Consider the following 20,469-nt stretch of genomic DNA (forward strand, 5'->3'; position numbering starts at 1 on the left):
GGCATTGAGTTCTTACAAACAACAAAGGCGACATTTTTCAATGTCGCCTTATAGCAGAATTTAATTGTGGTGCCACTCTCGTAGCTGTCCTTGTAGCGCCGAGGCTAAAAATCATCAGGTTGCGGCGAAAATGGTGGCTGTTTTGAAACCGGAGCGGAGCGTACTGTTAGTACGTGAGCACCGGATTTCGAGACAGACGCCATTTGCAGACCAAGCTGGCGATTTTTACTTTATGCGAACTTGGAGAGGTCTTGGTGCCGCGCCTTAATCTCACGCACAGTCTGTGACTGAGCACGCATGACGATGGTGTGGGTCTGGATGTAGTCGCGGGCAAATTTAACGCCGGAGAGCATGTTGCCGTCGGTTACACCGGTGGCTGCAAACAGTACGTCGCCTTTAGCCATTTCTTCCATCAGATAGACTTTGTTCGGGTCTGTAACGCCCATTTTCAGAGCGCGGGCGATCTGGTCATCAGAATTGAACTGCAGACGACCCTGCATCTGGCCGCCGATGCAGCGCAGAGCTGCTGCTGCCAGAACGCCTTCAGGCGCGCCGCCAATGCCGAGGTAGATATCAATGCCGGTTTCATCCGGATTGGTGGTGTGCATAACACCGGCAACGTCGCCATCACCGATCAGACGGATTGCAGCACCGGTTGCGCGGACTTCTTCGATCAGGCGTGCGTGACGCGGACGATCCATGATGCAGGCAGTGATTTCGTTGACCTTAACGCCTTTGGCTTTTGCCAGTGCGTTCAGGTTTTCAGTCGCAGAAGCATCAATATCTACAACGCCGCGCGGATAGCCCGGACCAACAGCGATTTTCTGCATGTAAACGTCCGGTGCGTAAAGCAGATTGCCTTTTTCAGCAATTGCAACAACAGCCAGCGAGTTTGGCAGGTTCTTGGCGCAGATGGTGGTGCCTTCCAGCGGGTCGAGCGCGATGTCGACTTCAGGACCGTTGCGGGTGCCGACTTCTTCACCGATATAGAGCATCGGCGCTTCGTCGCGTTCACCCTCACCGATAACAACAGTACCGGAGATCGGCAGACGGTTCAGCTCTTTACGCATTGCGTCAACAGCAACCTGATCCGCAGCTTTTTCATCACCGCGGCCACGCAGACGGGCAGCAGCCACAGCGGCGCGCTCGGTCACGCGAACCAGCTCGAGTGTCAGAATACGGTCGAGACCCTGCGGGGTCTGATCTGCAGAATTGGCCATTTAAACAGTCCTAAATTCGTTATCGAAAGATATGCCTGCAATCCGGAATAGTATCGCTGCGCAACGGATACAAAACTGCTGTAGCCGATTATGATGACAGGGGATTGTCAGACATGGTCGCCATCTTTTGGCAAAGTCGGGCTCTCCCTGCAAGGGATAAAGCGCGGGGAGAAAAAGTAAATCGATTATACTCGGTTGAAAAACCATCACATTTGAAAACGAGTGATACCGGCAGTGTATTTTCGTAAGAATTACACTGCCGGTATCTTTTGTTATATATCAGACTATTCAGCCCGCAAGCTGTCCGGCTTCTTCAAAGAATGCTTCCGGTGACTCCACTTCAACCAGCTTATTCTTCACAATCTGCCAGAAACGATTGCCGGTATTGCGCACGAAACTACGGTCATGCGACACCAGCAGACAGGCGGCATCACTGTTCAGCAATTCAGCTTCCAGCGCCTCCTGCCCCTCAATATCCAGATGGTTGGTCGGTTCATCGAGAATATAGAAATTCGGATGTGTCAGCCGCAGCACCAGCATAGCAAGCCGCGCTTTTTGCCCGCCGGAAAGTCGTGCAACCACCTTCCCCTGCATATCAATATTCATACCTGCCCCTGCCAGCAGCGAACGCGCCTTCTGATCTCCGATATCAAAATGACGGGTGATCGTTTCTAACGGTGTGTGCTTGTCATTCAGTTCTGACAATGCCTGATCGCTGTAGCCCAGCACCAGTGACGGCGTGGCTTTAAGCGCCGGACTTTCCGGCGCGGCACCCGTAATCACATTCCGCACCATGGTCAGTAATCGCGTTTTACCTGTACCATTGGCACCAAGCAGCACAATACGATCACCGGGGTTGATCCATAAACGGCCGGTTTTATAGAGAATGCGATTATCCGGTGTGACCACATCAAGATTATCAATCACCACCAGCGCACGGGCATGACTGCTCTGTCCTGCCAGCTTGATAACACCGGCAGACCGCTCCAGATGCGCGGGCTTGGCAGCATCTTCCAGCTTCTCCGCACGGTCCTTCAGCTGCTTGGTTTTTATCACCAGCAGGTCACTGCCCGAATTGATACCGATATTATTGAGTTTGGCCGCCTGTTTGCGCAATTGCTGTGCAGTTTTCATATCTTTCTGATATTGGCGCGCATCCGCAGCATCGGCCTCATCCAATGCGACACGGGCACGGCTATAAGGCAGAGCATAGATTTGCGAATTTTCAGGCCGCAAAAACAATGTACGCTTGGTCACAGCATCGAGAAAAGCACGGTCATGGCTACACATAATCACCGCTGTTGAACGCGGCAGATCATTCAACCAGCCTTCAAGTAGATGGATTTTTTCCAAATCCAGATGGTTGGTCGGCTCATCCAGCAGCAACAGATCGGGCTCGGCAATCTGCGTTCGCGCCAGCAAAGCAAGGCGTTGCCAGCCGCCACTCAACTGCCGCATTGCACGGTCACGCATATCCTGCGGCACACTCAGATCGTCGAGAATAATATCAACGCGCCAGCTTTCATGCAGCTGCGCGTCTTCATCCAGCCCGCTCAGCACCACATTATATAAGGAAATATCCAGCCAGTCCTGCGGCACATATTGCGGCACCACACCGGTTTTCAGACCACGGGCGCGGGTCACCAGACCATCCGTTGGCTCCAGCTCACCGCTGATGATACGCATCAGACTGGATTTACCGCGACCGTTGGCGGCAACCACGCCAAGACGTTCCCCCTCACCGACAACGAGGCTTAAATCACGAAACAGTTCAACGGACAAAGTGAGAGAAAGATTTTGAAGATTAAGGTAGGACATAAGATCAGCTCAGAATTTGCCATAGCCGCACAGAACATCGCATAGATGCGAACTGGTAACGGGATGGTTCAATCAGATGCAGTTCGCTCCATGCAAAACCGCACCTTTAAAGAAAGGCTGAAAAAGACAGATTGTACGGTCTTAATCGGCCCTGCACAAATTAATGAGACAGGGCGTAATCAGGGCCGAATGTGTGATGATGCTGATGTCGCAGAGAAAACATCTTACGGCCCTCCTTTCTTAAACTGCATTTGAGCTGGCTATTTCTAGCAAAAGCAAAACCTGATGACAAGATACTGATTGCCCAAACAAAAAACCGCCGGAAATTCCGGCGGTTTTTATCAGTTCCTGTCTTTATTAGAGCGCCGTGTGCCAGACTTGGCACACAAAACTCGCTCTAACACTTTAAAATGAGAGCATAATTTTACCTTAAACTGATCCAAGTTTAAGGAATTATGCTCTACCCCGCACGTTCAATGCGGATCATCTGCGGCTTATCGAAGAGATCACCATCTTCGGTAATCGCCTTCAAAGCCTGCTTAACCGCTGATTCCGTCGTTGCATGGGTTACGAGAACAACTGTCTTAATCACAGCCTCTTCAACATTGGCACCCGTGCCGCGCTGTACGATAGATTCCAGCGAAATATCATTTTCCGCCATGCGCTTGGCAATCGTTGCAAACACACCGGCGCGATCATGCACATTCAGGCGAATGAAATAACCACCGGCATGAGAACGCATTTTCGCGCGCGCTGTCGGCTTCAGATCTTTTGCAGGCGTACCGAAGACCGGCCCGTGCTGGAAACCCGGACGGCTTTTACCGATATCGGCAATATCACCAATCACAGCAGAGGCCGTGGCATTGCCGCCGGCACCCGGACCTGACAACAGCAACTCGCCGAGAAGATCGGTTTCGATCGCCACCGCATTGGTCACGCCATGCACCTGCGCAATGACAGAAGAGGTTGGCACCAATGTCGGATGCACACGCTGCTCCACACCGGTTTCTGTTTTCTGCGCCACGCCGAGCAATTTAATTTTATAGCCAAGCTCTTCCGCTGCACGGATATCCGCGAGCGAAATATTGCTGATCCCTTCCAGATAAATATCGTCAGCGGCAATCTGCGTGCCGAATGCGATACTGGTCAGCAGTGCCAGCTTATGCGCCGTGTCATTGCCTTCAATATCAAAGGTCGGATCAGCTTCCGCGTAGCCCAGACGCTGTGCATCTTTCAGACATTCGGTGAAGGAAATCCCCTCCTCACCCATACGGGTCAGAATATAATTACAAGTACCGTTCATAATACCGTAAACGCGCGACACAGTATTACCGGTCAGCGATTCACGCATCGCCTTAATCACCGGAATACCGCCTGCAACTGCTGCTTCAAAATTCAGCAACACGCCTTTGGCTTCTGCGATTTTGGCCAGTTCCACACCATGATAGGCGAGCAAGGCTTTATTGGCAGTCACCACATGGCGACCGGAATTGAGTGCAGCCTCAACAGCAGCGCGTGCAGTACCTTCCGAGCCGCCAACCAGCTCAACAAAAACATCAATATTATCTGATTTTGCCAGTGCGACCGGATCATCGAACCATTCAATATTGCTGAGATCAACACCACGGTCACGGGTACGGTCACGTGCGCTGACCGCAGTCACTACAATTTCGCGTCCGCATTGCCTTGTCATCATTTCGGCTTTATCGCGCAGAATGCGCAAAACCGATGCTCCTACGGTGCCAAGTCCGGCGACACCGATCCGCAATGCATTACTCATTATTGTGCCTCAGCAATATATACTTAATTCAACGGGCGGGAACTGTATACTCCCGCCTCACTTTATTCGCTTGGCTCAGGACATTCCCCTGAAGCCGCCTTTTTATCAGGCAGCTCCGTCAGCATTCCCCAGAAAGCGTTTGATATTACGCGCGGCCTGACGAATACGATGTTCGTTTTCCACCAAAGCAATGCGCACAAATTCATCCCCATGTTCACCGAAACCGAGGCCGGGCGCAACAGCTACATCAGCTTTTTCGATCAATAGTTTGGAAAAATCGAGCGACCCCATGGCACGATAGCGTTCAGGGATCGGAACCCACGCAAACATTGTCGCCTCAGGAGACGGAATTTCCCAACCCGCACGGCCAAAACTCTCAACCAGAACATCGCGGCGTGTCTTATAAACATTACGCACATATTCAATATCGCTGCCGTCGCCGTTCAGTGCAGCCGTTGCAGCCACCTGAACCGGCGTGAAAGCACCGTAATCGAGATAGGATTTGACCCGTGTGAGCGCCGCAATCAGCCTTTCATTGCCAACTGCAAAGCCCATACGCCAGCCGGCCATCGAGAATGTTTTGGACATGGAGGTAAATTCAACCGCTACATCCATTGCACCCTCAACCTGCAACACCGATGGCGGCGGATTGTTTTCATCGAAATAGATTTCCGAATAGGCCAGATCCGACAGGATGATAATATTATGCTTACGGGCGAAGGCCACTACTTCCTTATAGAAGTCGAGTGTCGCCACTTGCGCAGTCGGGTTGGACGGAAAACTCAGAATCAGCGCAATCGGGCTCGGGATCGAGTGCTTAACACCGCGCTCCAGCGAGACGAGGAAACTGTCATCCGGTTTTGCACTGATGGAACGGATGACACCACCGGACATGACAAAGCCGAAAGTATGGATCGGATAGGTCGGATCCGGACACAGAATAACATCACCCGGCGCAGTAATTGCCTGCGCCATATTGGCAAAGCCTTCTTTGGAACCAAGCGTGGCAACAACCTGTGTATCCGAATTGAGCTTCACACCAAAACGACGCGCATAATAATTGGCCTGCGCTTTACGTAAGCCAGGAATCCCTTTGGATGAGGAATAGCGATGGGTGCGCGGGTCCTGCACAGCTTCACAAAGCTTATCAATAATACCCTGCGGTGTCGGCAGATCGGGATTGCCCATGCCAAGATCAATAATGTCGGCACCCGCCGCTCGCGCACTCGCCTTCAGGCGGTTAACCTGTTCGAAGACATAAGGTGGCAGGCGACGGATTTTATGGAATTGTTCCGACATATCTCTCTTCCGTTTAATTAAAATGCGATGCAGCATAATCTTGTAAAACTGCACGGCTGTTAAAAGTCCGGATCAGTACGACCCGAATCCAGAGCGCCAAAACAGCACTCCGATCTGTAAATTCTAAAATGCGAATAAATTTATGGCGTATCAAAACGCCTGTCGTCAGATCAGCCTGTTACTCGGTGGCTTCGATTGCCTTTAATGTGGCATCGGTTTCCGCCTGCAACTGGCGTTTGCGGGCTTCGATTTCCGCTCGGCTCGATCCTGTTGCGGGTGCACTTCCCTGACGCGCCTTGGCGCTGCTGAGGCTACCGGTAATCCGGTCTTTTTCCTCAAAGGTCAGCTGCTTGGTTTCACCGCGCGGCATAATCCCGAAATTCGGATAAGCTCCGGTACGCAGTGCGCCCTCCTGCGGCACACCGGCAGAAGGCCCGCTTGTGCAACCCGCGAGCGCCACAGCAGCCACGGCAAACATTGCATTACGCAGCGTTGCAAAGTGATGTGTCTGTTGTGCGCTCATAGAGGAAATTCCCTGCATATCGAATTCTGGTCGTAACTCTGGCCGAATAACTGGACAATAAACGTATAGACGCATTTCGCAACAGGAAGCTTTCATTTCCGCCGTGAAAAACACTCTTATTTACGTCATTCTGCCAAGTCTGCCCGCGAACACGAAATGTAACAATTGTTATTGTTTTGAAAAGAATTGTTACAGGGCATAACTTGCGCCCCAATTAATAAAGAATTAACAATTTTTGCGACGAAAACAGTCATTCCGCATATATTAATAATAGCCAGAATTTTGCACAAACGGAGCCTCTTTACAGCCCTTTGTGCCAGCAGTTGCACAGGAAACCTTTGATTTGAGTTCAGTTTCCGCAGATGCACTCAGACAAGTCGCAGCATAATGAAGGGTCTGCTTTGTTCGATACGATAAAACGTATACGAGAAAAAAACGCTCAGCTTTTCTGCGGCATAGCTATCATTCTCGCTTTAAGCATCAGTGGCTGTACCACATCTTCCGGCACATCCCTGCTGGAAAGCGTCGCCAATGATACGACTCTGGCCGAAAATAAATCCGGTGATTCCGCTTCTGAAACTCCGGCGGCAAATACAGCAACCGCTGCGGCAAAAACTGCTCCGGCCTCTACTATAACGGCAGAAGCCGCAAAACAGACAGCAGAAGCACAAATGGAAAAACCGGTACAGGTTGCCTTGGCTGATACAGCCGCCGCCGCAACCAATCAGATTGTACAGACACCGGAAGCAGCAGCCCCTGCCGAACAACCGAGCACTCTGGCTGCACTTTTCGGCACACGAAACAAGCCTACTGCTGCTTTAGCAGCGATTCCGCAGGCAGAAGCAGCAACACCGGCGACAAGCCAGACAAAGCCGCAGGATAATGCCGCTCAGGCCGAAACTGCCAAGCCGGATGCAAGCGCAAATACCGCACAAACTCCTGCAATTGACAGAACAAGCCAAAGCGCAGGCGCGGCAGCCCGTCTTTTCTCACCGGGAAAAAACAGTGTGCGCGGCACCGGAAAACAGGAAGCTACGGTTACAGCTTCTGCCACTCCTAAAAGAGCAAGCGACTATAATTATACGCTGCCGGGTGTGCGTGCGAATGGCGGCGTAGAGATTCGCCACAGTAATAAAGTGTTCGACGAAAGCGATATTGATCTTGATGAAGACGATTTCAGCGCGCCGGTAACACTCGCCTCCGCTGGCGGCATGGCGCGTCTCGCGCCGAACGGCCTGCGCACCCAGCATGATAAAGTGCAGGTTTCCTGCCTGAAACCGCAGCTGGTCTCAATGATTAAACGCCTTGAAAGCCACTACCGCAAACCGGTTGTCATCACCTCCGGCTACCGCAGTCCGGCGCACAACCGTTCGGTCAGAGGTGCGAAACGCTCATTGCATATGTCGTGTTCAGCGGCCGACTTGCAGATTCCAGGCGTTTCCAAATGGGAAATCGCCCGTCAGGTGCGCACATGGCCAAGTCGCGGCGGTGTCGGCACCTATTGCCATACAGAATCGGTACATATCGATGTCGGGCCGGAGCGCGACTGGAACTGGCGCTGCCGTCGCGGCTAAAAAATACCGTCAGACAAATCATTTTACAGGCCGGATCAGCTATCTGATTCCGGCCTGTCTTCATTTTCTGACCGCTCTGGTGATTTGTGCGGCAGATTTGCATTTATTTGCAGGGTGAAATGGTACCCGAACACGCCTCAGTTCCCGTCATTCAGCGCTAAACACTTAATTCCACACGACAAAAGCAGCACTTCCGTGGCTTTATTCACAGGCAGAGCACTGCCAAATGAAAAAAATCTGCATTTTTTGCAAATTTCTTATTTTACCCACTTGCACGATAAATATCATGCCGCTATAAGCCGGTTCACCAGCAGGCGCCCATCGTCTAGCGGTTAGGACAGCGCCCTTTCACGGCGCAGACAGGGGTTCGATTCCCCTTGGGCGTACCATCTTCTCCAGGCTGATGAAGATGAATGATCTCAGGATCAGATATAAATTTCCCCTTCTGAACTAAATCAAAACACTCGAAACCGAACTTCGTAACGCGCTTTAATCCGCCGCGATTCTGATTCCGGCTGTTTCGTTGCTTTTTCATAAGCATCAGATTTTTTTCACATATTTTGTATTTTTTTGCATTTTCCCTATTGCGCATTCAATACGGCTTAGCTATACAGCGCTCACCGGCAGGCGCCCATCGTCTAGCGGTTAGGACAGCGCCCTTTCACGGCGCAGACAGGGGTTCGATTCCCCTTGGGCGTACCACTTTCTCTCTTGAGAAATTCAGTTTCCGAAAACAAATCTCCAAAAATAAAAATTCAGTTTTGCATTCAGATCAGCTTTGATCTAACCAGAAACATGCTTTTTCCTTCTCCCCTTATTCGCGGCACATTATTGCAGCGCTATAAACGTTTTCTGGCGGATATCCGGCTGGACAGCGGTGAACTGATTACCGCATCTGTGCCCAATACCGGCTCCATGCGCGGCCTGACCACGCCGGGTTCAGAAGCATGGCTCAGCGTCTCCGACAGCCCGACTCGCAAATATGCCCATACGCTGCAAATTGTACAGGCCGACGACACTCTGGTCGGAATCAATACCGGCCTGCCGAATAAAATTGCTGAGGAAGCGATCCTGTCCGGCATGATTCCGCAATTATGCGGCTTCACCACGCTCAAGCGCGAACAAAAATACGGGCAGAACTCCCGCATTGATTTATTGCTTCTTCGAGAAACGCATCAGCAGACATATGTAGAGGTCAAGAATGTGCATTTTAAGCGCACAGGACAACTGGCAGAGTTTCCCGATAGCGTAACTGCCCGTGGTGCCAAACATCTCTTTGAGCTCAGCGAGATGGTCAAAGCCGGTCATCGTGGTGTTATGGTCTTCGTTATTCAGCGTCAGGATTGCGATTCTCTGTCCATATGCGGCGATCTTGATCCTGCTTATGCCGCAGCATTTGCGAATGCGCGGCAGCATGGGGTTGAGGCTTACGCAATTCGGTGCCACATAAGTCCTGAATCAATTATCGCGGATCAGACGGTTCCCGTTCTGAACCTGTAAATCTTTTGCTTTGTCTTAGTCGCAAGGCAGTCAATTCCGGTACAGCCTGAGTGCTGTCCTAACATATATACGGATCACCCGATGGTAACCTATGTCAATGCCGACAGCGCCCCGCTTAAATATACAGGCCAGATCAAGCTTTACGGACCTGAAGGTTTTGCAGCCATGCGCAAGGTCTGCGCAATCACATCCGAATGTCTTGATGCGCTGAATGATATTGTCAAACCGGGCGTCACCACCAACGAGATCGACCGCTTTGTTTTTGAATTCGGTGCCGATCGCGGTGTGGTGCCTGCCACGCTGAATTATCGCGGCTATACCAAAAGCTCCTGCACATCGATCAATCACGTTGTTTGTCACGGTATCCCTGATGACAAACCGCTGCGTGAAGGCGATATTCTCAATATCGACATCACCTTCCTGCAGGATGGCTGGTATGGCGATTCAAGCCGCATGTATGCGGTCGGCCAGATCAAGCGCGCTGCCGAGCGCCTGATGGAAGTCACCTATGAAAGCCTGCTGCGCGGTATTGCAGCTGTAAAGCCGGGTGCAAAAACCGGTGCAATCGGTGCGGCCATTCAGTCTTATGTGGAAGCGGAACGCTGCTCTGCCGTGCGCGACTTTTGCGGTCATGGTGTGGGACAGTTATTCCATGATGCCCCGAATATTCTGCACTATGGCAAAGCGACTGATGGCGTGGAAATCCGCGAGGGCATGATCTTCACCATTGAGCCGATGATCAATCTCGGCAAGCCGGATGTGAAAGTGCTGAAAGACGGCTGGACAGCCGTCACCCGCGACCGCTCGCTGACTGCACAATATGAGCATACAATCGGTGTGACCAAAGACGGCTGTGAGATTTTCACCCTGTCGCCGAAGGATATTTTCTTCACCACCGGTAACAAATAACAAAATGGCCGCATCGTTTAAAAATGATGCGGCCATAATTTTTTAATGTGAAAGATTGTTAAATCGTAGGCAACAGGGCGGTAATAGCACCTCCCAACTGCATCTCATATTCGCCTTGTTCAGCAGTGCGCCCGACAACGTTGAGCACGGTTGACGCCGCATCACGGGCTGCTTCTGTTAAAGTGCTGCCATGCGCCAGATTGGCAGTCAGCAGGCCGGTAAACAGATCGCCTGTGCCCACCGGTACAATCGGCACACGCGGCGAAGTCAGTCTTGTCACTTCCCCGCCCTCAAACACCACATTCTCCAGCGAGCCATAGGGCGTATCGGGAAACACACAACCCGTTGCAATCACACGCGCATTGTTAAACGCCTGTATCTGCCGCACCTTTTCCTGCAGAATATCAAAGGATGAAGCGTCGCTTCCGGTAATCAGCCCGACTTCAAACTGATTGGGTGTCAGGAGATCGGCCAGCGGCACCAGTTCATTGATAATACAATCCACCACCGGATCAGCGACAAACACGCCTAAGCCTGTGTCCCCCATCACCGGATCGCAAATATAAATAATCTCCGGATTGATCTTGCGTGCACGTTTGACGAAATCCGCAACAACTTCGCCATTGGCACGCGAGCCCAGATAGCCGGAGACAATATAGCGGCTGGTACTGATTAAGCCGCGTTCTTCCACGCCGCGCAGCAGGTCACTCACCAGTTCCGGTTCCAGCACGCGCCCGCGCATAGTTTCATAGCCCGGATGGTTGGAGAGCAATGTCGTCGGCACTGCCGCAACATTCAGCCCGCGCGCCTGCATTGGCAGCACCGCAGCACTATTGCCGACATGGCCGTAGACAACCTGACTTTGAATGGAAATCACAGATGTCTGCATTGATAATGGCTGCGACATTACTTTACTCCTTCTTTGACAGCGACCAGCGCTTCACGATCCCGCTTCGGCAACTGTCCGTTCAGCAACATATAAGCAACCAGACCGATCACCAGCCCCCAAAATGCGCCGCCAATACCCAGCAAATTAATATTGGCAGCGGAGGCCAGAAAAGTGATTAAAGCCGCTTCACGGGTTTTCGGATCAGCCAGCGCACCTGCCAGACTGCCGCCAATGGTACCGAGCAAAGCAAGACCGGCGAGCGTGGTGATAAATGTTGATGGAAAGGCCATAAAGACCGCAGCAAGCGTGACGCCGAACACGCCGACAAGCACATAGAAACAACCTGCCGCGATACCGGCGAACCAGCGTTTGTGCGGGTCTTCATGCGCTTCACGCCCTGTGGCAATCGCAGCCGTAATCGCAGCAATATTAAAAGCATGGGAGCCGAATGGTGCCATAATCAGCGAGCCGAGACCGGTGACTGTGACAATCGGATTGGCACTGGTTTTAAAACCGTCATTCCGCAGCACCAGCATGCCCGGCATATATTGACCCGACAGCGTGATGAGAAACAACGGCAGTGCCACACTCAGCAATGCATTCAGTGAGAAGACCGGCATTGTAAACACCGGAGCTGCCAGAGTGAGGCTCAAATTGGAGAAATCCACCCGTCCCTGCACCAGCAGAAAACCGATACCCAGTACCAAAATCCCCACCACCGCATAGCGTGCAGTAAAGCGCTTGAGCAAAACATAAGCGACGATCAGCCCGCCAACGAGCAGCGGATCAATGGTTGCACCACCAAAGGCACCAATACCGAATTGCAGCAGAATACCGGCCAGAAGGCCGGAAGCGATACTTGCCGGAATAAGCCGGATCACTTTCTCAAAAGTGCCGGAAAGCCCCAGCACGACAAAAGCAAGCGCCGAGATAATATAAGCACCGACAGCTTCCGCATAAGGCGTTGTGGCGAGTGCAGTAACCAGAAAAGCCGCTGCTGGTGTTGACCATGCAGTGATGATCGGCTCACGAAAATGCCAGCTCAATATCAGCCCCGTTACACCGACACCAATAGACACAGACCAGACCCATGACGCTGTCAGCTCAGGGCTGAGACCGGCAATTTTCGCCGCCTGAAAAACCAGAATAAAAGTCCCTCCGTAATTGACAATCACCGAAATCAATCCGGCAACAACCGGATGGGTCAGATCGCTGAAACGCAAAGGAGATGGTGGCGGAATAGTCTGAGACATAAGACGGGCTCTCTAATATGGCTATGGCGCTGCCGGTTCTGCATAAAGCCGACGGTCACAGGATGGTCATGATGCGCTTGACTTTTAACCCGTGAATGGTCTGTTATCTCCATCCACTTATCGCTTTGGAGCCAGACCAATTGTTCAGGCACTCCCAACTTGAATCTGTCAAAGCATGGATTGCCCATCCGGCTCATGCCACAATGCCGCTTCATGCACGGATACAGCGCACCATCCGCCAGCTGATCGTCAACGGTGCATTGGCATCGGGTAAACCGCTCCCCGCCTCCCGCGCTTTGGCAAAATCGCTGGATGTCTCGCGTGATACGATTGAGGCTGCCTATAGCCAGCTTCATGCAGAAGGCTTTATTGAACGTCGGGTTGGCAGTGGCAGTTTTGTGGCCGAGATGACTGACTTCTCGGCGGGGCGCAGGCTCTCGCAACGCGATGCGCTGGCACGTAATCAGGCACCGAACCTGAGCAAACGCGGCAATGCCATGTTTCGCAGCGGTGGCGTGCGCGAGCAATTGGTTCCCCGCCCTTTTGCACCGAGTCTGCCGGAAACCCGCAGCTTCCCGATACAACTCTGGGAGCGGCTTGAAAGGCAGGTTCTCAAAGAAACCGGCACGCAGGCACTGCTGCACGGCAATCCGCAAGGCACTGAGCCGCTGCGCCGTGCGATTGCCGATTATGTCAATCTGGAGCGTGGCGCCCGTGCCACCGCCGACCGTGTGCTGGTGCTTACCAGTTCGCAGCAAGCACTGACACTCTGCGCCAATATGTTGCTGGATGCCGGCGACAGTATTTTCATTGAAGATCCGGTCTATTACGGCGCCCGCAGAGCTTTTGATGCGGCGGGACTGATCCCCGTACCAGTTCACGTCGACCGGCAGGGCATTATAGCCGAGCATATTCTCGAAGACCCGCTTAAAGCCAAAGCCGTGTTTCTCACCCCGTCCCATCAGTTCCCGACCGGTGCTACGCTGGCTCTGGACAGACGTCTGGCATTAATCGAATGGGCATCCCGCCAACAGGCATGGATCATCGAAGACGATTATGACAGCGAGTTCCGCTATACCGGCAAGCCGACAGCCTGCGTACAGGGGCTCGATCCCCATGACCGCACCATCTATATCGGCACTTTCACCAAATCTCTGTTTCCGGGTCTTCGCATTGGCTATATCGTGCTGCCGCCGCAACTGGTTAAACCCATGACCGTAGCGCGCACCTTGCTGGACGGTCATACAGCATCCGTGGCTCAGCTTACACTCGCGCGTTTTATGGAGGGCGGTCATTTCGGTGCGCATATCCGTGCCATGCGCAATATTTATGCCGAGCGTCTCGAAGTTCTGACAAAACTCGTCGGGATACATCTGAGCGAATTTATTGAACCGCGAGTACCAATCGGCGGCTTGCAAATGCCGTGTCTGCTGATCTGCGAAATATCGGAACGTGCAGCCATTGATGCAGCAAGACGTGTCGGCATCGAATTGCAGGGACTATCGCCGCTTCATGCATCCGGCAGCGGCAGAGCCGGATTTCTGATGGGCTTTGCGGCCTATACACCGGCGGAGCTGGAAACCGCCGTTAAAAAGCTCAAAACAGCGTTTCAGAACATCAAAATCTGAAATTTCAAATGGCCTGCCAGTGAATTCAAAAGTGGCCGGTCTAAGCCAGCCATTTCTATACTATGCTCCGTGTCGTATTTTGCCTGCACTCAAGGCAGCACGACTGAAAGACACATGCCATGGATCAACTGCTCACCCCGCTTTCTGCCGAAGATATTGCCCGCTTTGGTGAAACACCCGCAATTCGCTTTGCGCAGAATTTGCAGCTGGTTCAGGAACGTATTGCTGCGGCAGCCTTGCGCAGTGGTCGCAACTGGCAAGATGTGCGTCTGCTACCGGTTACCAAAACTGTTCCCGCACATATTCTGCGCTATGCGTTTGCCGCAGGCATTACAGATTTTAGCGAAAACAAACTTCAGGAAGCCCGTGATAAGCGTGAGAAACTCGATGATCTTGCGATTAACTGGAGCATTATCGGCCATCTCCAGACCAATAAGGTCAAATATCTCACACGTTTCGCCACAGAATTTCATGCGCTCGACAGTATTCGCCTTGCGGAGGAACTGAACCGCAGATTGGAAAGTGAAAACAAAGATCTGGATGTCTTTGTGCAGGTCAACACATCCGGTGAAGAGAGCAAATATGGTCTGCATCCCGATGATCTGCTGCCATTCATCGAGCGCCTGCCCGATTATCCGCGCCTGAAACCCCGCGGCCTGATGACCCTTGCTTTGTTCAGCTCTGATCTTGATAAAGTACGTCCATGCTTCCGGCTTCTGCGCAACCTGCGCGATCGGGCGGCGCGGCATCATTCCGGTATCACCAAACTCTCGATGGGCATGTCCGGTGATTTTGAGGCGGCGATTGAAGAAGGCGCGGATATTGTCCGCGTCGGTCAGGCAATCTTTGGCCCAAGGCCGACTGCAGATGCTTTTTACTGGCCGGGTCTGACAGACACAACACAGCAATCAGCTCAGCCATAAAAACAATTTAAGAAATATAATCAAATACTTAAATTGTTAAACTGCCTCTTAAAACCTATTTTCCGATAGACCATTCTGAGATTTTCCGCTTAATCTGTAAACGGAAACCGCTCATCCCTGCGGTAGCCATCTGTGCATTCGGGGGCACGTTGCAGTATGGCAAATAAAATTGCGTCAGCGGATGAGACAGATCTGTTTCCGCCTGCTGATGAGAGACTTCATCTGCAGATATTCAATGAGGCAGGCATAATGCAACAGCCCTCCGGCCACTTGTCTGTGCCTGCCGGAGCGACCGAAAACCATCCGGTTTGTTCGGCAGAAACACCTCCGCAACCGGAACAGCCCGTTAAAACCTCTGCAAGAGTGAAGAAAAACAAGCCTCATTATAGCGGCCACCGTCAGCGCCTGCGCGAGCGTTTCAACAATCATGGCGACGACGTTCTGGCCGATTATGAGCTGCTGGAGCTTCTGTTGTTTCGCACCATTGCGCGGGCAGATACCAAACCTCTGGCCAAAGCTTTGCTCAACCGGTTCGGCAGTTTTGCCGGTGTGCTGGGGGCAGAACCGCAATTACTAAGGGAAGTTGCAGGCTGCGGTGAAGCCGTGGCGCAGGATATCAAACTGCTTAACGCCTGTGCCCGCCGTTCCGGCAAAAGTGAAATCATGAAAAAGGATGTGCTCGATTCATGGAGCAAGGTCATCGCCTATTGCATGACCTCAATGGCCTATGAAAACCGCGAGCAATTCCGCATCCTGTTTCTTGATAAGAAGAACCGCCTGATCGCCGATGAAATACAGCAAATCGGTACTGTCGATCATACACCGGTCTATCCGCGCGAAGTCATCAAACGGGCACTGGAACTGTCCTCTACTGCCCTGATCTTATTCCATAATCATCCGTCCGGTGACGCAACACCATCCCGCGCCGATATTGATATGACCAAGGTAATTATCTCAATTGCATCGCCGCTGAATATCGCTGTCCACGACCATATTATCATCGGCAAAGCTGGTCATATCAGTATGCGCGGCCTCGGACTTATCTGAAAAAATACGCACAAAAATCCGGTTAACCCATTATTAATTATAAACAAAACAATAAGACCGGCTTAACAGAAACATGACATAAACAAACCAAATTGGTCACAATTAACCGGCATAACCGGCTCAAAGGCGCAAGACTAAAAAGACTCGGGCGCCAGACAAATTTCAAGATTGCCTCACATGGCAAATACGGAGCCGGACTATGCGTCACTTTACACTTATCAGCACAGCAGCACTCGCGCTGGCACTTACACAGACTTCTGCTTTCGCAGCAGATTCCTTCAATAATGACTATAACTACAACGACAGCTCATCCAGCTATGATGCGCCTGCGACATGGGAAGGTAACTATGTCGGCGCGCATCTCGGCACCACTTCTTCCAAAACACCAAGCCCGTTCTCCAGCCGTACTTCGGCAATGGGCGGTATCGTCGCCGGTAAGAACTTCCAGTCCGGCAACTTCGTTTATGGTGGTGAAGTCGAAGGCAACTTCGGTGAAGCGGAACATAAAATTCAGGATGGCGGCCGTCTGCAGCAGTCATGGAGCGGTGTAGCCAAGATTAAAGCCGGTTATGCCATGGACAAGACTCTGGTTTACGGTACTGTCGGTTATGGCCTGACCCGTTTCAAACCAAAAGACAATGTTACATCCGGCAGCAAATGGGCTGGCGGCGTACAGATGGGCGTCGGTGTTGAGCAGCAGCTCTCCGGTCCGTTCTCTGTCAAAGCAGAATATAACTATATGCGTCACAATGGCGTAAAAACCAGCGTGAATGACACACGTTATGAAAACAATCTCAAGACCCACACTCTGAAAGCCGGTGTTAATTACCGCTTCTGATTCTTGAGTATTTGAACAAAACAAACCAAAGCGCCGTATTTTCTTAAATACGGCGCTTTTTTCATATTTTTAGATTTTTTGCTAAAATACATTGATTTTATTATAAAAAACAAAAGCTTGAATAAGCGTATCCATTCTGAATATGGTTTGTTTTTTCAGCATAGGCTTATGCAAATTTTGCATTCCCCCACCTGATTAATGTCAGGATAATAACTTTTTCGATGCATTTTCCTCTTTGTCTTCGTCATTTTAACTGCTTTTTTGTACGCGCCTTTGCGTTGTCTCAACCGGTCAACAGCTTGATCGTGCCCCGCAGCTTGACTTGAACAGGCTCCCTGATTTTAAAGTTAGGCTGAGGAAATTGGGAATTTAATCATGCAAGCAGTTTTTGACGGCCATAATGATGTGCTGCTTCGTCTTTGGGAGAACCGCAATAAAGGCGAAGATCCGGTAAAGGAATTTATCGAAGGAACCACGCAGGGGCATATTGATCTGCCACGCTCCCGCAAAGGCGGCCTTGCCGGCGGTCTCTGCGCCATTTACATTCCCAACCCTGCTACCGGCGAAACAATTTTCGACGAACCGGACAGCAATGGTCATTACGACACGCCGCTTGCTGCCCCGCTTGACCGCACCTATTCCTTCGACATCGCCAGCGAATTTATCGACATTGCCTATAAGCTTGAACGCGCAGGCGGATGGAAAATTTGCCGAACCGGTCAGGATATCGACAATGCCATTGCAGACGGTGACTTTGCAGCCGTTCTGCATATGGAAGGCTGTGAAGCGCTCGACAAGGATCTGAAGGCACTTGAACTGTTCTATCAGGCCGGTTTGCGCTCGCTCGGTCCTGTCTGGAGCCGCCATAATATTTTCGGCCACGGCGTACCGTTCTCCTATCCGATGAGCCCTGATACCGCACCGGGACTGACCGATGCCGGTAAAGAGCTGATTAAGGCCTGCAACAGCCTCGGCATTCTGATCGACCTGTCGCATATCACTGAAAAAGGCTTCTGGGATGTGGCCAAACTCAGCAATCAGCCTTTGATTGCCAGCCATTCCAATGCCCATGCCCTGACACCGGTTGCACGCAATCTCACCGACAAACAGCTGGATGCAATTGCCGAGAGCAATGGTCTGGTCGGCCTGAACTATGTCACCACCATGCTGCGCGCAGATGGTCAGGTGAATACGGCCACACCGATGAGCGATATGGTGCGCCATATTGATTATCTGGTGAAGAAAGTCGGCATCGATGGTGTGGCACTCGGCTCGGATTATGACGGCGGCCCGATACCGGAAGGTATTACGGACGCTGCGGGTACACAAAATCTCGTTCAGGCGCTGCGGGAAGCGGGCTATGGCGAGGATGATCTTGCAAAAATCTGTCGTGAAAACTGGCTGCGTGTGCTGCGCTCTGCCTGGCATGAACACCACTGAGCAATCATAAAAAAGCACAAAAACAATCAGTTGACGACAAGTGTCAGCCTCCTTGCGGAGTCCTGCCATTCAATCATATGATAGATAAAAATCTTTCTGCCGGATTAGCTCGGCAGAAAGAAAATAACACGGTGCGATACACGTGTTTTCAGTATCGCAGGCACGTTGAACGGCCAATCATTTGGGATGAAATATGGGGTATATAATGATTAAAAAATCCAACGGGATTAAAACATTAAATCGTTTTGGTTATCTCGCAGCCACCGCCGCTCTGGGCGTATTTGTCAGCGCAGCAGCAGTGCAGGCCGCAACACCGGCCGATACGCTGGTTCTGGGCTGGACATTCGATGACATGATTACGCTGGATCCGGCGGAATCCTTCGAGCTCTCCACCGGCGAAATCCTCGGCAACACCTATGACCGCCTGCTGCGTCTCGACCCGAATGATGCATCCAAGGTCATCGGCGACGTTGCGGAAAGCTGGGAAGTTTCCGAAGACGGCCTGACCTATACTTTCAAAATCCGTGAAGGCCAGAAATTTGCCTCCGGTAACCCGCTGACAGCTGAAGATGTGGCCTACTCGCTCATCCGCGCTGTTAAAATTGACAAGAGCCCGTCTTTCATCCTCACCCAGTTCGGTTTCAAGCCGGATAATGTGGAAGAAAAGATCAAGGCAACCGATGCTAATACACTGGTTATCACTGTTGACCAGTCCTATGCGCCAAGCTTCGTGCTGAACTGCCTGACCGCTGACGTGGCCTCGGTTGTTGACAAGAAACTGGTTGAAGAAAACGCCAAAGACGGCGATTACGGCTATGGCTGGCTGAAGACCAACTATGCCGGTTCAGGCCCGATGATTGTTCGCGACTGGCGCGCCAATGAAATCGTTGTTCTGGAACGCAATGACAATTACCGTGGCGACAAATCCCCGCTGAAACGCGCGATTTACCGCTATGTCAAGGAAAGCGCGACCCAGCGCCTGATGCTTGAAAAAGGCGATATCGACGTAGCGCGTAACCTTGAGCCGGGCGACATTGATGCGATTGCCAAGACTGAAGGCGTTTCGCTGGCATCCGCACCAAAGGGCACCGTTTATTACTTCAGCCTCAACCAGAAAAACGAAACTCTGGCCAAGCCTGAAGTGCGCGAAGCTCTGAAATATCTCGTTGATTACAGCGCGATTGAATCAACACTGATTAAACATATCGGTGTTCAGCACCAGACATTCCTGCCAAAGGGTCTGCTCGGCGCGTCGGATGAAAAACCGTACAAGCTCGATGTAGCCAAGGCTAAGGAATTGCTGGAAAAAGCCGGTCTGAAAGACGGTTTCAACATCACTATGGATGTGCGTTCCAGCCAGCCTGTAACCGGTATTGCTGAATCCATTCAGCAGACTTTTGCTCAGGCCGGTATCAAGATGGAAATCATTCCGGGCGACGGCAAACAGACCCTGACCAAATATCGTGCCCGCAAGCATGATCTCTATATCGGTCAGTGGGGCACAGACTACTGGGATCCGAACACCAATGCGGATACCTTTGCCAGCAATCCTGACAATAAAGACGATGCATCGGCCAAAACACTGGCATGGCGCAACGCGTGGGATATTCCTGAGCTGACCAAGGAAACCAAAGCTGCTGTTCTGGAACGCGACACTGAGAAGCGTACACAGATGTATATGGACCTGCAGAAGAAACTGCTTGATGACGGTCCGTTTGTCATCCTGTTCCAGCAGACTGAAGTTGCCGCTTACCGCAATAATGTCGAAAACTACAAGCTGGGCGTGACCTTCACCACCAACTCTGTCTACGACGTATCGAAGAAATAA

The 20,469-nt window shown here is 51.7% G+C and carries 16 protein-coding genes and 2 tRNA genes; 11 read left to right on the forward strand and 7 right to left on the reverse strand.

What is annotated here, in order from left to right; genetic code table 11:
• Positions 1–230 precede the first annotated feature (230 nt).
• The 5 genes from glpX to LDL70_RS09415 form a co-directional block, all read right to left on the reverse strand.
• Positions 231–1,220, reverse strand: coding sequence for a class II fructose-bisphosphatase (gene glpX, locus LDL70_RS09395; protein ID WP_022710910.1), 990 nt, complete (start codon positions 1,218–1,220; stop codon positions 231–233).
• 288 nt (positions 1,221–1,508) lie between these two features.
• Positions 1,509–3,038 (reverse strand): ABC-F family ATP-binding cassette domain-containing protein, encoded by a 1,530-nt coding sequence (locus tag LDL70_RS09400; protein WP_225684906.1) that lies wholly within the window; start codon positions 3,036–3,038, stop codon positions 1,509–1,511.
• A 460-nt stretch (positions 3,039–3,498) separates the two neighbouring features.
• Positions 3,499–4,818: a homoserine dehydrogenase gene (locus tag LDL70_RS09405; protein WP_075656298.1), complete on the reverse strand. Its 1,320-nt coding sequence runs from the start codon at positions 4,816–4,818 to the stop codon at positions 3,499–3,501.
• Between the two features lie 105 nt (positions 4,819–4,923).
• Complete coding sequence (locus LDL70_RS09410) at positions 4,924–6,117, reverse strand: LL-diaminopimelate aminotransferase (protein WP_225684907.1); 1,194 nt, start codon at positions 6,115–6,117, stop codon at positions 4,924–4,926.
• 178 nt (positions 6,118–6,295) lie between these two features.
• Positions 6,296–6,640 carry a hypothetical protein gene (locus LDL70_RS09415; protein ID WP_022710906.1) on the reverse strand — a complete coding sequence of 115 codons (345 nt, stop codon included), beginning with the start codon at positions 6,638–6,640 and terminating at the stop codon, positions 6,296–6,298.
• Between the two features lie 401 nt (positions 6,641–7,041).
• Here LDL70_RS09415 and LDL70_RS09420 point away from each other — a divergent pair, with 401 nt between their 5' ends.
• The 5 genes from LDL70_RS09420 to map all read left to right on the forward strand — a co-directional run bounded on the left by LDL70_RS09420 (position 7,042) and on the right by map (position 10,623).
• Complete coding sequence (locus LDL70_RS09420; RefSeq protein ID WP_370637637.1) at positions 7,042–8,214, forward strand: D-Ala-D-Ala carboxypeptidase family metallohydrolase; 1,173 nt, start codon at positions 7,042–7,044, stop codon at positions 8,212–8,214.
• A 314-nt stretch (positions 8,215–8,528) separates the two neighbouring features.
• A tRNA-Glu gene (locus LDL70_RS09425) sits at positions 8,529–8,603 on the forward strand.
• 238 nt (positions 8,604–8,841) lie between these two features.
• Positions 8,842–8,916: transfer RNA gene (locus LDL70_RS09430), tRNA-Glu, on the forward strand.
• A 93-nt stretch (positions 8,917–9,009) separates the two neighbouring features.
• A complete protein-coding gene (gene sfsA / locus LDL70_RS09435) occupies positions 9,010–9,714 on the forward strand; it encodes a DNA/RNA nuclease SfsA (protein ID WP_225684908.1) in 705 nt (234 codons plus the stop codon).
• Positions 9,715–9,795: 81 nt separating this feature from the next.
• Entirely contained in the window at positions 9,796–10,623 is an 828-nt protein-coding gene (gene map / locus LDL70_RS09440) for a type I methionyl aminopeptidase (protein ID WP_022710902.1), read from the forward strand.
• A gap of 58 nt (positions 10,624–10,681) precedes the next feature.
• Here the strand turns inward: map and pdxY are convergent, their stop codons facing one another.
• A complete protein-coding gene (pdxY, locus tag LDL70_RS09445; protein WP_225684909.1) occupies positions 10,682–11,530 on the reverse strand; it encodes a pyridoxal kinase in 849 nt (282 codons plus the stop codon).
• Positions 11,530–12,765: a benzoate/H(+) symporter BenE family transporter gene (locus tag LDL70_RS09450; protein WP_225684910.1), complete on the reverse strand. Its 1,236-nt coding sequence runs from the start codon at positions 12,763–12,765 to the stop codon at positions 11,530–11,532. Before LDL70_RS09450 ends, pdxY begins: the two co-directional genes overlap by 1 nt.
• Positions 12,766–12,905: 140 nt before the next feature.
• On the opposite strand from LDL70_RS09450, the gene LDL70_RS09455 reads away from it, so the two are divergent.
• The 6 genes from LDL70_RS09455 to LDL70_RS09480 all read left to right on the forward strand — a co-directional run bounded on the left by LDL70_RS09455 (position 12,906) and on the right by LDL70_RS09480 (position 20,469).
• Positions 12,906–14,393 carry a PLP-dependent aminotransferase family protein gene (locus LDL70_RS09455; protein WP_225684911.1) on the forward strand — a complete coding sequence of 496 codons (1,488 nt, stop codon included), beginning with the start codon at positions 12,906–12,908 and terminating at the stop codon, positions 14,391–14,393.
• A 119-nt stretch (positions 14,394–14,512) separates the two neighbouring features.
• Positions 14,513–15,316: a YggS family pyridoxal phosphate-dependent enzyme gene (locus LDL70_RS09460; protein ID WP_225684912.1), complete on the forward strand. Its 804-nt coding sequence runs from the start codon at positions 14,513–14,515 to the stop codon at positions 15,314–15,316.
• A 156-nt stretch (positions 15,317–15,472) separates the two neighbouring features.
• On the forward strand, positions 15,473–16,363 hold the full coding sequence (radC, locus tag LDL70_RS09465) for a DNA repair protein RadC (RefSeq protein WP_370637639.1): 891 nt from the start codon (positions 15,473–15,475) through the stop codon (positions 16,361–16,363).
• 199 nt (positions 16,364–16,562) lie between these two features.
• Entirely contained in the window at positions 16,563–17,201 is a 639-nt protein-coding gene (locus tag LDL70_RS09470; protein ID WP_225684914.1) for an outer membrane protein, read from the forward strand.
• 375 nt (positions 17,202–17,576) lie between these two features.
• Positions 17,577–18,641 carry a dipeptidase gene (locus tag LDL70_RS09475; protein ID WP_151159966.1) on the forward strand — a complete coding sequence of 355 codons (1,065 nt, stop codon included), beginning with the start codon at positions 17,577–17,579 and terminating at the stop codon, positions 18,639–18,641.
• Between the two features lie 205 nt (positions 18,642–18,846).
• Positions 18,847–20,469: an ABC transporter substrate-binding protein gene (locus LDL70_RS09480; RefSeq protein ID WP_022710894.1), complete on the forward strand. Its 1,623-nt coding sequence runs from the start codon at positions 18,847–18,849 to the stop codon at positions 20,467–20,469.

Source organism: Pseudochrobactrum sp. XF203 (assembly GCF_020341615.1).
In the GTDB taxonomy this organism is placed as follows: domain Bacteria; phylum Pseudomonadota; class Alphaproteobacteria; order Rhizobiales; family Rhizobiaceae; genus Pseudochrobactrum; species Pseudochrobactrum saccharolyticum.

What these genes read in the sequence shown, in the direction of transcription:
- LDL70_RS09410 (WP_225684907.1), bottom strand. Translation starts at nt 6,117, where the DNA reads ATGTCGGAACAATTCCATAAAATCCGTCGCCTGCCACCTTATGTCTTC.
- LDL70_RS09470 (WP_225684914.1), top strand. Translation starts at nt 16,563, where the DNA reads ATGCGTCACTTTACACTTATCAGCACAGCAGCACTCGCGCTGGCACTT.
- LDL70_RS09450 (WP_225684910.1), bottom strand. Translation starts at nt 12,765, where the DNA reads ATGTCTCAGACTATTCCGCCACCATCTCCTTTGCGTTTCAGCGATCTG.
- map (WP_022710902.1), top strand. Translation starts at nt 9,796, where the DNA reads ATGGTAACCTATGTCAATGCCGACAGCGCCCCGCTTAAATATACAGGC.
- LDL70_RS09460 (WP_225684912.1), top strand. Translation starts at nt 14,513, where the DNA reads ATGGATCAACTGCTCACCCCGCTTTCTGCCGAAGATATTGCCCGCTTT.
- LDL70_RS09415 (WP_022710906.1), bottom strand. Translation starts at nt 6,640, where the DNA reads ATGAGCGCACAACAGACACATCACTTTGCAACGCTGCGTAATGCAATG.
- LDL70_RS09475 (WP_151159966.1), top strand. Translation starts at nt 17,577, where the DNA reads ATGCAAGCAGTTTTTGACGGCCATAATGATGTGCTGCTTCGTCTTTGG.
- LDL70_RS09405 (WP_075656298.1), bottom strand. Translation starts at nt 4,818, where the DNA reads ATGAGTAATGCATTGCGGATCGGTGTCGCCGGACTTGGCACCGTAGGA.
- glpX (WP_022710910.1), bottom strand. Translation starts at nt 1,220, where the DNA reads ATGGCCAATTCTGCAGATCAGACCCCGCAGGGTCTCGACCGTATTCTG.
- LDL70_RS09400 (WP_225684906.1), bottom strand. Translation starts at nt 3,038, where the DNA reads ATGTCCTACCTTAATCTTCAAAATCTTTCTCTCACTTTGTCCGTTGAA.
- sfsA (WP_225684908.1), top strand. Translation starts at nt 9,010, where the DNA reads ATGCTTTTTCCTTCTCCCCTTATTCGCGGCACATTATTGCAGCGCTAT.
- radC (WP_370637639.1), top strand. Translation starts at nt 15,473, where the DNA reads ATGGCAAATAAAATTGCGTCAGCGGATGAGACAGATCTGTTTCCGCCT.
- LDL70_RS09480 (WP_022710894.1), top strand. Translation starts at nt 18,847, where the DNA reads ATGATTAAAAAATCCAACGGGATTAAAACATTAAATCGTTTTGGTTAT.
- pdxY (WP_225684909.1), bottom strand. Translation starts at nt 11,530, where the DNA reads ATGTCGCAGCCATTATCAATGCAGACATCTGTGATTTCCATTCAAAGT.